At 39.2% G+C, this 12,788-nt stretch carries 11 protein-coding genes; 4 read left to right on the forward strand and 7 right to left on the reverse strand.

The features are described 5' to 3' along the window. Positions 1-3: 3 nt before the first annotated feature. The 4 genes from ACZZZC_RS13965 to ACZZZC_RS13980 all read right to left on the reverse strand — a co-directional run bounded on the left by ACZZZC_RS13965 (position 4) and on the right by ACZZZC_RS13980 (position 3,286). Positions 4-579: a peroxiredoxin family protein gene (locus tag ACZZZC_RS13965; RefSeq protein ID WP_463482597.1), complete on the reverse strand. Its 576-nt coding sequence runs from the start codon at positions 577-579 to the stop codon at positions 4-6. Between the two features lie 148 nt (positions 580-727). Next, positions 728-2,488: a WG repeat-containing protein gene (locus tag ACZZZC_RS13970; protein ID WP_463482598.1), complete on the reverse strand. Its 1,761-nt coding sequence runs from the start codon at positions 2,486-2,488 to the stop codon at positions 728-730. 59 nt (positions 2,489-2,547) lie between these two features. Continuing rightward, positions 2,548-2,976, reverse strand: a complete 429-nt coding sequence (locus ACZZZC_RS13975; protein ID WP_463487442.1) for a hypothetical protein — start codon at positions 2,974-2,976, stop codon at positions 2,548-2,550. Positions 2,977-2,980: 4 nt separating this feature from the next. After that, positions 2,981-3,286, reverse strand: coding sequence for a hypothetical protein (locus ACZZZC_RS13980; protein WP_463482600.1), 306 nt, complete (start codon positions 3,284-3,286; stop codon positions 2,981-2,983). 221 nt (positions 3,287-3,507) lie between these two features. On the opposite strand from ACZZZC_RS13980, the gene ACZZZC_RS13985 reads away from it, so the two are divergent. The 4 genes from ACZZZC_RS13985 to araA all read left to right on the forward strand — a co-directional run bounded on the left by ACZZZC_RS13985 (position 3,508) and on the right by araA (position 8,202). Beyond that, positions 3,508-3,732, forward strand: a complete 225-nt coding sequence (locus tag ACZZZC_RS13985) for a CDGSH iron-sulfur domain-containing protein (RefSeq protein WP_056849153.1) — start codon at positions 3,508-3,510, stop codon at positions 3,730-3,732. Positions 3,733-3,942: 210 nt separating this feature from the next. After that, on the forward strand, positions 3,943-5,643 hold the full coding sequence (locus ACZZZC_RS13990; RefSeq protein ID WP_463482601.1) for a ribulokinase: 1,701 nt from the start codon (positions 3,943-3,945) through the stop codon (positions 5,641-5,643). Then, positions 5,640-6,338: an L-ribulose-5-phosphate 4-epimerase gene (locus tag ACZZZC_RS13995; RefSeq protein WP_463482602.1), complete on the forward strand. Its 699-nt coding sequence runs from the start codon at positions 5,640-5,642 to the stop codon at positions 6,336-6,338. Before ACZZZC_RS13990 ends, ACZZZC_RS13995 begins: the two co-directional genes overlap by 4 nt. Before the next feature lie 373 nt (positions 6,339-6,711). Beyond that, positions 6,712-8,202, forward strand: coding sequence for an L-arabinose isomerase (gene araA, locus ACZZZC_RS14000; protein ID WP_463482603.1), 1,491 nt, complete (start codon positions 6,712-6,714; stop codon positions 8,200-8,202). Positions 8,203-8,463: 261 nt separating this feature from the next. On the opposite strand, the gene ACZZZC_RS14005 is transcribed toward araA, so the two are convergent. From ACZZZC_RS14005 to ACZZZC_RS14015, 3 genes are all read right to left on the reverse strand, one after another. Next, on the reverse strand, positions 8,464-9,480 hold the full coding sequence (locus ACZZZC_RS14005) for a zinc-binding alcohol dehydrogenase family protein (protein ID WP_463487443.1): 1,017 nt from the start codon (positions 9,478-9,480) through the stop codon (positions 8,464-8,466). A 119-nt stretch (positions 9,481-9,599) separates the two neighbouring features. Beyond that, positions 9,600-10,388, reverse strand: a complete 789-nt coding sequence (locus tag ACZZZC_RS14010; protein WP_463482605.1) for an L-fucose dehydrogenase — start codon at positions 10,386-10,388, stop codon at positions 9,600-9,602. A gap of 86 nt (positions 10,389-10,474) precedes the next feature. After that, positions 10,475-12,724 carry a DUF5703 domain-containing protein gene (locus tag ACZZZC_RS14015; protein WP_463482606.1) on the reverse strand — a complete coding sequence of 750 codons (2,250 nt, stop codon included), beginning with the start codon at positions 12,722-12,724 and terminating at the stop codon, positions 10,475-10,477. Positions 12,725-12,788 lie beyond the last annotated feature (64 nt).

The raw sequence follows: 12,788 nt of genomic DNA on the forward strand, positions 1-12,788 counted from the left end.
AAATTAAAGTTTCTTTGATTTAACCAAACTATCGAGCAAAACATCAAAGGTGTCTGTGTTCCCGCCACACCCGTTGTAAACTACTTTACCTTTCGGATCAATCAGGATTTTTGCCGGTGTGCAATAAACGTTCTCTTTAATTGCCTTCTCTTTTCCCGGCCCCTGTGTATTGTCAATTTGTTTGAAACTGAACTTAGCGTCTATAACACTTTTCGTCATAGTTGTAGCATCATCTGAAAACCCATTCACAATTCCAACCATAGGAAACTGATTGCCATATTTTTGGTGCAGTGTATTTAGTTCAGCCACCAGATCATAACTTTCTGATTTTTTGAGGTAGCTATTTTGATAAACAAATACAATCCAGTACTTACCATCATGCTCTGCAGAATTAAATGTGCTTCCATCAACCGTTTTTGCCGAAAACTTTTTCGGACTGCTGCCAAGCAGCAAATCGACATCAGCTTTGTTTGCCGCAATAATTTCCTTCATTTTATCGGCTTTCGTTTTTTCCTGTGATTCGCCATTGCAACCAAGCAGGGCAAGAAGTATAAAATTTGCTAAGATAAATTTCTTCATAAATAGTAGTTTAGTTCAATTGTGTTTTCATGGTACATTCATTACGAGACATCTCCAACCCTTCTTTAACTTTGGTTAATACCTTTTTAGCGTCAAACTTTCAACTGCGTTTTTTTCTTGTCAGATCAACCACTAATCATTTTTGTTTCTAATTCGTACGCTTTTCAGGTGCTGGTGGCAATGGTGGAGCAGCTTCCATTACTTCCATTTTTTTCTCTTCGGGCATACTATACAAATCAATTTTATACTGCAATTGGCCGTTACCATTGTATCTGTAAAACCAAATGCTTGTGCTTATTCCTCGGCTGTCAATCATATCGTATTTTATTTTTCGGTCTTGCTTATCGTAACCAGTGGTGTAAGTGTAATCAAGTTTACCATCGCGAAAAACCTCCTCCTTTAAAACCTGGCTTTTGGCATTGTACTTAAACATACTTTTCGAAATCAACTTTCCATCATACCACTTGGTTGTTTCTTTTACATTGCCAGAATTATCATAGGTAAATCGTTCTTCATATTTTGTTTCTCCAACTGTACTGGTGGTACTTACCAATTGTTTTTTGGCGTTGTATATTTTTTTTACCGCAGGGGCTGCTTCATTTGGATCCAAATCAAATGGTTCATTAACACCCTGATATCTCGTAATCCTTTTTACCTTATTATTGTTATCATAATAGTAAGTGTCTTCCCATCCTAGTATGGGCTGGTCGGAACCTTCACAATTGAAACCAGTTTCTTTAAACAGTTTGCCAGTATTGGTGTACTGGTATTTCGTAACACGCCCTAAATACAGCTGCTTTGTAACCAATTTCTTAAAATCGTTGATTTCAAAATCAGTTAATTGCTGAGTTAAAATGGCTTTTTTGGGCACTGGCGGTTCGCCAATAGTGAGTTGATTTCCGTATTGATCGACAAATAATTTCTGTTTGGTTTTTAAGTTTACAAAACCAATAAAACCCTCAGACAAATACAGCTCAACAAATTTCTCATAACCATCAGGAATGGTGATTATTTTCTCGGTATTGATGAAATAATAGCTTCGCTTGGGGATCAAATCGATAAGATAGCGATTGCCACTATTTCGATGAGACGAAATTTCAGCAACTTCCTGGCCAAGACCATTAATGAGAAATAATTTTCGAGCCTCTGGATTTTTACTTCCAGTATCTTTAACAGCGCCTAAATAAAATTCATAAGGATGTGCTTTATAGAAAGACTCCAAATCGTAATCATAGTTTTTTGATATTTTATCGCCCTTTTTGTTCACCAGATAAGCAACATTGTCGTTAACAATAATTTTTGCATTGGGCTCGATATAATCTACGCTAACTGGCTGAACATAAAAACCGTCTAAGCCTAATTGGCTATAAATACTTTTGGCCGCTTCAATCGAAGTACCATTACGACTGGCATCATAGTCGTTCAACACATTGTTTGTGTTATCGTAAATTATCGGCGATAAAAGCGCAGTCTTTGTATTAAAAACCCCAAATTTATTTCCCACTTGCACAATCACTAAACTATCGGGCATCGGAACTAAAAAGTTGCCTATCAAATCATATTTAAAGTCGAGAATAACTTTTCCCTTTTCGTCTATTAGACCAAATAATTCGTTTCCCAAATTACTACGCTTTTCAATGGCGAGGTATTTACCGTAGGAGGCCATTGAATAGCCATTACCATTTTTTGAGGGAAAAATTACTGTTCCTGTTTTTCGAGATGCAATGCCATAACCAGAGCTCCTTTCGGCTTTGTATTTGATGAAGTTGCTGTCCAATTTACCAACATAGGCAAATTGTGCAAGTTTGTTGAGGAGTGCTCTGTTATTTTCCAGGATGTTAACCTGTGCTTGAACACTCTGTATAAAGACGATTAATAGAATGAAAAACTTAATGAGGCGTTTAAACATATTTTATTAATTAGTAACATTGAAAATTGATGCATCCAGAGAGATCTATCAAGTATCTTTTAACAATCATAATTTTCATAGTGTGTTCGTTCTAAACCCTCTTCCAATTCTTCCTTCAACTTTGGCGATAATGCTTGTTTCTTCAGTACAACTTTTAATTGTGTTTTGCCGTCAGGACTGATCCAAATCCCTTCCAAACCATTAGGAGTTTTTTTCAAGATTAACATTCCTGTAAACCGATACTCTGTCATCCCGAAGCGGCCTTTTTCATCACTTTGAATCAGTAATTCGATCCAGTTTTTGCCATTGCCGTATTGATAAATGCCAGAATATAGTGGGGTTGCTCCACAATCATTTCCATCTTCTTTTAAATACAATCTAACCGATCGGTTATTAACTTTACCGGTATAAAAGGTTGTTTTCACTTCCTGTGCGAAACCAATAGTGAAAAATAAAAAACAACAGGTACAAGAGATTAAAAATTTCATGATCTTAAGAAGTAATAAATGTGTGTCCGATATACATAATTAGAAAAAGCAGTACTCCAAGTAAAGCTGCTGCATAAATATTTTGCAGTCCGTCACTAACTCTCTTTTTGACAAAAAAATACAGTGCTTGAGCGATCAAAAATGTTTCTAAAATCAAAAAAGCGCCAAAAGGTATAAACTTTTGCAACTTGAGTGACATGCCGCTATTCCCACTCTCGCCTTTGTCAAATAAAGAGACGAAGAAGAAAGCCAGGAGGACTAAGCCAATCAGCACTACCAAAATAAATCGCTTACCAAACACTTGTTTCATGTATCGAATTAAGATATTTAAAGAGAATTTGGTTAATTATACAATTAAAGAAGACAAAAATTTTCTTTGATGAATATCCGCCTGTAGGTTTTAATTATTCGCCATCCTTCAATTGGTATTTGTAAAACATTAACGCCTACGCGGAACAATTCTAAACTGTAAACTAATAAGGGAAATCAATTCTGTTTAAGTTAATTTTGTAACATACTAACAAAACATTTATGTCAAAAACAAAACTAACGATCAACAATAACGGATCAGTGAAAATTGAAGGTGATTTTGAAATTGTAGATAGAAACGGTAATGCTTATGGTTTGCAAGGCAGAGAAATTGTTTCTATTTGCCGTTGCGGATTATCAAAAAACAAACCTTTTTGCGATGGCGCACATAACGGGCATTTTGAACATGAAGCTATAGCATTCGATCTTCCTCCAAAAAAGGTTTAATTTTAAAAAACAATACTAAAAAGCCTTGCAGCAATGCAGGGCTTTCGCATGTAAAAACAATATGATAATTATTTAATCTATTATGCATATTTAAACCCAAAAGTGCTTAAACGCCTGCAAACAAGAATGCTTCGTAATTGTGGATTAAAAAAATGTTTAAAATTTTTTAGTTTAGATAAATAAACGTTAATTTGACGATTATTTATTGTTATGAGCACAGCAAACTATGTAATTGGCGTTGATTACGGGACGGATTCTGTTCGGTCCGTTTTAGTAGATACTGCTAAAGGAAAAGAAATTTCTGCATCCGTTTTTCTATACCCACGGTGGCAAAAGGGTTTATATTGTAAGCCATCCATCAATCAATTCAGGCAACATCCTTTAGATTATGTTGAGGGTTTAACCCACACCATTAAAGATTGTTTGGCAAAAGCCGGTGGAGCGGATATTGCCCATTTGGTTAAAGGTATTTCCATTGATACCACCGGATCCAGTCCGGTTGCTGTCGATGCATCAGGTACTCCCCTTGCATTAAAGCCAGGTTTTGAGGAAAATCCAAATGCCATGTTTGTACTTTGGAAAGACCACACTGCAGTTAAAGAGGCTGCCGAAATTAATGAACATGCGACGAAATTTCCTGTAAACTATTTGAAATACGTTGGCGGCATCTATTCTTCAGAATGGTTTTGGTCTAAACTATTGCGCATTTTAAGAATTGATTCGTCCATCGAAAAAAACGCAGAATCGTGGGTGGAACATTGCGACTGGATTCCTTTTTTATTAACAGGAGGAACTGATGTGGCAACGATGAAACGTAGTCGCTGCGCTGCCGGACATAAAGCTTTATGGGCAGAAGAATTTGATGGGTTACCGCCGGAAAGTTTCTTTAGCAGTTTAGACCCACTTTTGGCTGGCTTTAGAGAAAAGCTTTTTGTTGATACCTATACTTCTGATGTTTCAGCTGGAACATTAAGCGAGGAATGGGCAAATAAATTAGGCTTAAATACTGATGTAGTCATAGGCGTTGGCGCATTCGATGCCCACATGGGCGCTGTCGGCGGACAGATTGAACCTTATTACTTAAGCAAAGTAATGGGAACCAGCACTTGCGATATTTTGGTTGCCCCAAATCAGGATTTACATGGTAAACTGATTAATGGTATTTGTGGCCAGGTGAATGGCTCCGTAATTCCAGGCATGGCCGGTTTGGAAGCTGGTCAATCGGCTTTTGGCGATGTTTACGCATGGTTCAAAAACTTAATCAGCTGGCCTTTAAATCATCTGTTAACAGCATCTGAACTTATTGATGAAGCAACAGCAGTTGCTTTGAAAGAAGAATTGGAAGGCAAAATAATTGCTAATTTGAGTAAACAAGCTGATGCACTTGAAGACGACGACTATGCTGAGTTAGCAATAGATTGGTTGAACGGCAGAAGAACTCCAGATGCCAATCAGGAACTTAAAGGCGCCATTACCGGTTTAGGCCTTGGTACCGATGCGCCTCGTTTCTTCCGTGCTTTAGCTGCTGCAACATGCTTTGGAGCTAAAGCAATTGTAGATCGTTTTAAAGAACAAGGTGTTCCGGTTAAAGGGATTATCGGCATTGGCGGAGTAGCTAAAAAATCATCATACATTATGCAAATGATGGCCGATGTTTTGGAAATGCCAATCAGAATCCACCGTTTCGAACATACTTGCGCTTTGGGTGCAGCGATGTTTGCAGCTGTTGCCGCTGGCATTTACCCAACCATTGAGGATGCCATGGCTGCTATGGGAACTGGTTTTGAAAAAGAGTACAAGCCAAATGTGAAGAAACAGAAAATGTACCGCATGCATTACCAGCAGTATCTTGGCTTAGGCCGATACCTGGAGCGTTACAATAAAAAAGATGTTAAACCGTACTTATCATGAGCAACTATCAGGATATAAAGGAGCAGGCTTATTTAGCCAACATGCAGTTGCCTAAACTTGGCTTGGTATTGTTCACTTTCGGAAATGTGAGTGCCGCTGACCGGGCTAAAGGTGTATTTGCCATTAAGCCGAGCGGTGTACCTTACGAAGATTTATCAGCCGATAAAATGGTGATTGTTGATTTCGATGGCAATACTGTTGAAGGAAGTTTACGTCCATCATCTGACACCAAAACCCATGCGGTTTTGTATAAACATTGGGAAAATGTAGGTGGAATTGTTCACACACATTCTACTTATGGAACAGCTTGGGCACAAGCGCAAAAGGCCATTCCAATTTATGGAACAACCCACGCCGACCATTTGACGGTTGATATCCCTTGTGCACCACCAATGGACGATGCAATGATAAAAGGCAACTACGAATATGAAACAGGCTTTCAGATTATGAATCATTTCGAAAGTTTGGGTTTGAGTTATCAAGAAGTGGAGATGATTTTAGTGGGTAACCACGCTCCTTTTACCTGGGGAAAAACGGCCGAGAAAGCAGTTTATAACAGCGCTGTTTTAGAAGCCGTTGCACAAATGGCTTTGTTAACCCAGCAAATCAATCCTCAGGCGCCGAAGTTAAAAGATTCGTTAATTCAAAAGCATTATGAGCGCAAACATGGTACAGGCGCTTATTACGGACAATAAGTGAGTTCGGAGTTGAGAATGTTGAGGTTCAAATTTTTGTAGAAATCTGAAAATGATTTGGAAAGCAATTGCAGTGGTGATTCGGTTACGATAGTCCCGCCTTTTGCTTTAGCCCAGCAGAAAAAGCTGGGGCTGCCGCTGCTATCGGGTTTAGGATTAAAAGGTTTACCGAAGTAAAATAAACCTGATTGGAGTGAGCATCCCGATAGTTCATCGGGATAAAACGGAAAGCAGGACTAGCGGAACCGATGGAAACAGAAATCTGCTTTTCAAAAATGATAAAGCTATTATCTGCACCTAGAAATGATAAATCTTTTGGTCTGTGAGCATACAGACTGAGAAGAATTGAATAAAATTAAAATAACATAGAGTAATGATTGATTTAAAAAAATTACAGGTTTGGTTTATCACAGGTACACAACATTTGTATGGTGAAGAAACCTTAAAACAAGTTGCAGCGCATGCACAAGAAGTTGCTGATTCACTAAACCAGAATGGAAAAATCTCTGTTTCGGTTGTTTACAAGCCTATTGTGAAAAGCACTGAAGAGATTTTCGAAACATTGCAACAAGCCAATATCGATAAAAACTGTATCGGTGTAATTACCTGGATGCACACCTTTTCTCCTGCTAAAATGTGGATTAGAGGCCTAAATGTTTTGCAGAAACCACTGTTGCATTTGCATACGCAATTTAATCGCGACATTCCATGGAGTACCATCGACATGGATTTCATGAACCTGAACCAGAGTGCACACGGTGATCGTGAGTTTGGTTTTATGGTAACCAGAATGCGCAAAGATCGTAAAGTTGTAGTTGGCCATTGGCAAGATGAAGAAGTAGCCAAACAAATTGATATCTGGTGCCGTGCCGCTGCTGGTTGGAACGATTGGCAGGGAGCAATATTCGCCCGCTTCGGAGATAACATGCGTTTTGTTGCCGTAACCGATGGCGATAAAGTGGAAGCTGAAATGAAGTTTGGATTCTCTGTAAACACTTATGGCATAGGAGATTTAGTAGCAGTAATTAATGCGATACCTGAAGATGAAATTCAAAATTTATTGAGGGAATACGAAGAAACTTACGAAATGGCTGCCGACTTGAAAGCTGGCGGTGCCAGACATCAATCTGTTTACGATGCAGCTAAAATTGAATTGGGTTTACGTAAGTTTTTAGAAGATGGCGGCTTCAAAGGATTCTCTGATACTTTTGAAGATTTGCATGGCATGATCCAGCTTCCGGGGATAGCAGCGCAACGTTTAATGGCCGATGGTTATGGATTTGCTGGTGAAGGCGATTGGAAAACAGCAGCTTTGGTACGTGCCTGTAAAGTAATGGGCGCTGGTTTAGCTGGCGGTAACGCATTTATGGAAGATTACACCTATCATTTTGATCCTTCAAACTCAATGGTTTTGGGCTCTCACATGCTGGAAGTTGATGCAAGTTTGGCATCTGGCAAGGCAAGTTTAGAAGTTCATCCATTAGGAATTGGCGGCAAAGCTGATCCGGCCCGTTTGGTTTTTAATGTTGCCGGAGGCGACGCTTTAAATGCATCTTTAATTGATATGGGAAATCGTTTCCGCCTGTTGGTTAACGAAGTAACCGCTGTTGAGGCAGAAAATGATTTACCTAATTTACCTGTGGCCCGCGTGTTATGGAAACCACTTCCGGATATGAAAACAGGCTGTGCTGCCTGGATTTATGCTGGTGGTGCACATCACACCGCTTACAGTCAGAATTTAACTACCGAACACTTATTGGATTTTGCAAACATTGCAGGATTGGAATACGTAAACATTGGTGCAGATACGAAAATTAACCAGTTTAGAAATGAATTACACTGGAACGAGGTTTTCTTCAAATAGGATTATTTAAACGCTCAAATCTTAAAGCCGATAGTTTTAACTATCGGCTTTTTTGTTTGTAACTGGTTGGTGGAAACAGTTTTGGGGTTCCTATTTCTGGTTGGTGGAGACACCAACCAGTAGGATTGCCTATTTGTAGCAAAAGTAATCTGCGAATGTGGCAAAAGAAAACACATACACGAACGGTCATAATCCTGAATTTATTTCAGGATCTTAAAATCTGGTTGGTGGAGACACCAACCAGTAGAATGAAAGCAAAACCTAATCTATACTTACCATTGCTTTGATCACCCCCGTTTTAGGATCTAACCAACTTTCAAACTCCTCTTTCACCTCCTCAAATTTAACCTGATGCGTAATGTAATTTGTAGGATTTACCAATCCCGCTTTCATTGACTTAATTACATGTTCGAAATCTTCGATGGTTGCATTTCTACTGCTCATTAATGTTGATTCGCGTTTATGAAACTCCGGATGGTTGAAAATCAAATCTCCTTTTTGCAGGCCTATTAAAACGAATCGTGCCCCGTGAGCCATATAATTAATCGCGTTATTGATTGCCTTTTGATTCCCCGTAGCATCAATCACGACAGTTGGCATATCGCCGTTTGTAATATCGCTAAGTTGTTGCGTTACATCAGGCGCAAGCGCATTAACCACGTGAGCAACTTTTAATTTCTCCTTACAAAATGCCAACCGATCTTCGTTGATATCCAAAGTAATCACATTTGCGCCGGCAATCCGGGCAAATTCCATCGTTCCTAAACCAATCGGACCAGCACCAATTACCAGTACAAATTCACCTGGCTGAACATCTGCCCTCCTAACACCATGGGCACCGATTGCCAACGGCTCAACTAAAGCAAGTTCATCATAACTCAAACCTTCACCATGCAAAAGTGTACGCGATGGCACTTGCAAATATTCTCGCATACCCCCATCAACATGTACGCCACAAACCTGCATTTTAACGCAGCAATTTGGTTTGTTCATGCGGCAGGCAATACACTCACCACAGTTAAAATAAGGAATAAACGTTACGGCCTCACCTATTTCAAAACCTTCAGCGCCGTCTGCTTCCACTAGCTCACCCGAAAGTTCATGCCCCAAAACCCGTGGATAATTAAAGAAAGGCTGGGTACCTTCAAAAGCGTGTAAATCGGTACCACAAATGCCAATTCGCTTAATTTTAATAATGGCGTGATCTTTCTTTAACTCCGGCTTAACTGTTTCAGAATATTCGAAGGTACCAGGTGTTGTACAAGTAAGGGTTTTCATTTTTAATTTAATGATTGAGTAAAAAAATCGTCATCTCGACTGAAGCATAGCGGAATGGAGAGATCTGTTTAGATAGATTTCTCGGCTGTGTTGCACTTCGCTCGAAATGACGGACTGGGTTACGCGTTAGCTAAAGCTCTGTCTAAATGAACATAACCACCATCTACATGAATAATTTGTCCGGTAGTATGGCTTGATTTTGACGACATTAAGAAAGCAGTCATGTTGGCAATTTCTTCCGCAGTAGTCATTCTGTTTTCCAAAGGAATTTTAGAGGTAATTTCGTCCAATTTAGCTTGTGCATCAGGTAAGGTTTCAATCCAGGTTTCGTAAGCTGGGGTCCAACATTCGGCCACCACCACTGCATTTACACGGATTCCATACTTCAAAAGCTCTACTGCCCACTCGCGGGTTAAAGCGTTTCTTCCACCGTTTGCTGCAGCATATGCTGAAGTATTTCCCTGACCAGTTTCCGCTGTTTTCGAAGTAATATTAACGATTGCACCTTTGCTTTTAATCAATTCTGGCAAGGCGTGATGTGCCATTAAATAATAGTGGACCACGTTCTTGTGTAATGAAGCCATAAAATCTTCGTAATTACCGCTTTCTAAACCCACTCCATCATTTACACCTGCATTGTTTACCAAACCATCAATTCTTCCAAATTGAGTAACAATTTCAGCGACTACCTTCTTACAATCATCAGGATTGGATAATTCAGCAACAAATTGTGCAGCCTTTCCACCCTGGGCAGCAATAGCATTAACAACTTTTTGGTTATCATCGGCTTTTCTACCAACAACTACTGCGATGGCATTTTCCTTGGCAAAAACTTCTGCAATGCTACGTCCGATACCTTTTGCAGCACCAGTAATTACGATCACTTTTTCTTTTAACTGTAAATCCATATTTTTCTATTTATTCAATGATTGAATTTTGAATGAATAAATGTTCATTGGCAAATCGCTAAGACATTCCCTCATTCAATCCTCCGTCACTCTAACATTTTATTAATTACATCTGCCCTTCTTGATTCTGGCAAAACTTTCAAATCTACTAATTTTCCATCTTTCAAAGTCCCTTCGACTGTCGTTTTATATGGAGCATGAAGTTTGAAATGAACATCCCATTCTTTAGGCCACGCAGGAAACAAATAAATGCTTTTTCCATCTGCCTGCAGTAGCATTTCCTGTAAACCGATCATCCCCGAGCCGCCCCAATTGTGGTCTGGAACCCAATCAAAACCTGGTCCCCAGAAAGCAGGAAAGCGCCTACCGGAATCTTTCAGTTTCGCAGTTGTCAACTTTGCCGCCTCATCCGTCAATCCTAATCTCGCTGCAAAAATATTATCCTGTTTCCAACCTACATGACTTCGGAATTTTAAAACGTCTGTATCATATTTGAACGTATTGATTGCCGTGTCTAAACCCGGCTTTCCTATTCCATAAATTCCCCAAGGATAAACCGGGTATAATTGCGGACTTTCGGTATTGTTAATTCGCTCCCAAAGTTTAGCAGGAGAAATCGTGGCATGACCATTAAACTCCCTGAAGCTTATTGGCGGGACGGTTTTTAGCATTTCATTCCATTCTGTTTTTTGTTTTTCGGATAAACCGGGATACGCAATCAGCCTTTCAAGAACTGTTTTTAAAGCAGCGATTGTCGAGGTGGAATTGTAGGCCATTTTATAAGTCTCCGCACCAGAACCCGGATATAAAACCAAGTGACCATTGGCATCCAAAGCCTTTGCTCCTCTTTGCTTCGCCAGGTAGGTATAATGCTCTTTGAAAAATGTGAGGGAGCTTTCAATTAAAGGAAGATATGTTTCAATATTTGCGCCATCATATCTTTCAGTTTCCAAAATCATCATACAAAATTCCAAAACGGTATCCCACTCATATTCCAACCAGGCATTGTATTCCATGCCTTTGTTAAAATCAGCAGGTCGTTTCCAGCCATATTCTGCCGGATTTGGTAATCCAAAGTTTTCCAGTTGCTCTGTAAAACTGGCTCCATTATGTCCCCAGGAAGCTTGCGTCCTAATCTCCGCATTTTTCAGTAGATTGAGATAGAAATCGAACTGTGGCTTCATCATTTCGAAGTCGCCGCTTTTTAACATTGGCCAGTAAACCAACCGCTGGTTTTGTGCGGTGTGCGTTCCTCCTCCCCAGTTTCTAAAATCGGGCGTGTATTTCAAAGCAGTATCTGTAAGTTGCGGATCATAAGTAAACAAGCCACCATTAAACTTAGTAGGATAATTTCCAAATGCGTTGCAGCCTAACATATACCGAAACAACTGATAGTTTTTTGATGACTGATTCGTTGCTTCATCTTTTGAGCTGATGTTGATAAAACTTCGTTGCCAGTAATCATTCCACCATTTAACACTTGCTTTTTGATTGATTTTGTTTGGCACTGCATTTAATGTTCTTTCCCATTCCTGAAGCGATTTGGTTTTTGCAGTGGTTAGGGTAATGGAAATATTAGCCGATTTGGAGGGCTTCTTACTTTTCAAAGTCCAACCTTTAAAAGGCGTATTCAAATATTTCCCTTCGTAATTCCCAGCGGCCAATAGGTTATCTCCCCTCATTGTTCCTCCAAAAATTAAATTATTTAGAGGATTATATAGTTCTTCTTTCCTGTCAACAAGTTCTTGTTGCTTTACGGCGACGTCGAAAACGGTTTCTGCTTTGTTCTGGTGATAAAATTGAATGGCATTATTTTTAAATACAACCTCGTCTTTAAGAGTCTTTACAATCCCTTGAGGTGCCCATTTATACGAATTCTGGTTATTTTCCTTGCCTTTAGTTATGCGATCTTCAAAACGCCAGCTTTCATAACTTGCTTCGGTGCTAATGTTCTGATTTGATTTAATATCTAAATGAATAATTGGATTGAAAACATCTACCCAAACTTTGATTTGGGTGTTCAAATCCCCATTAACTCCGGAAATCTGAGCATATCCATCTTTTAGAATTAATTCTTGTTTGAAAGTTTTTCCATCGAATGGATTAGGACTGAATTTAAGTTTTACCCGGCCTAGTTTGAGTAACGTATTATTTTCATCAAATGTTCCGCTACGCGATAGATAAAGGTAAACTTCACCTTTTTCCACCCATAAATTTAGGCCGATATCTCCTCCGCCAACCGGCATCGATTCTGATGAATTAATACTTTGGGAAGTCCAAACAACATTAGCAAGTTGTTTTTCTTGCGAAAAAGCAGTAGAGGTTAGTAAACACAAAAGCGAAATAAAAATTTTTGACCCACATAGAAACTTGGCAACATCCAAGCGAAATACATAGAAT

The sequence above is a fragment of the Pedobacter sp. AC212 genome (genome assembly GCF_979258625.1).

What these genes read in the sequence shown, in the direction of transcription:
- ACZZZC_RS13980 (WP_463482600.1), bottom strand. Translation starts at nt 3,286, where the DNA reads ATGAAACAAGTGTTTGGTAAGCGATTTATTTTGGTAGTGCTGATTGGC.
- ACZZZC_RS13990 (WP_463482601.1), top strand. Translation starts at nt 3,943, where the DNA reads ATGAGCACAGCAAACTATGTAATTGGCGTTGATTACGGGACGGATTCT.
- ACZZZC_RS13970 (WP_463482598.1), bottom strand. Translation starts at nt 2,488, where the DNA reads ATGTTTAAACGCCTCATTAAGTTTTTCATTCTATTAATCGTCTTTATA.
- ACZZZC_RS13995 (WP_463482602.1), top strand. Translation starts at nt 5,640, where the DNA reads ATGAGCAACTATCAGGATATAAAGGAGCAGGCTTATTTAGCCAACATG.
- ACZZZC_RS14005 (WP_463487443.1), bottom strand. Translation starts at nt 9,480, where the DNA reads ATGAAAACCCTTACTTGTACAACACCTGGTACCTTCGAATATTCTGAA.
- ACZZZC_RS13965 (WP_463482597.1), bottom strand. Translation starts at nt 579, where the DNA reads ATGAAGAAATTTATCTTAGCAAATTTTATACTTCTTGCCCTGCTTGGT.
- araA (WP_463482603.1), top strand. Translation starts at nt 6,712, where the DNA reads ATGATTGATTTAAAAAAATTACAGGTTTGGTTTATCACAGGTACACAA.
- ACZZZC_RS13975 (WP_463487442.1), bottom strand. Translation starts at nt 2,976, where the DNA reads ATGAAATTTTTAATCTCTTGTACCTGTTGTTTTTTATTTTTCACTATT.
- ACZZZC_RS13985 (WP_056849153.1), top strand. Translation starts at nt 3,508, where the DNA reads ATGTCAAAAACAAAACTAACGATCAACAATAACGGATCAGTGAAAATT.
- ACZZZC_RS14010 (WP_463482605.1), bottom strand. Translation starts at nt 10,388, where the DNA reads ATGGATTTACAGTTAAAAGAAAAAGTGATCGTAATTACTGGTGCTGCA.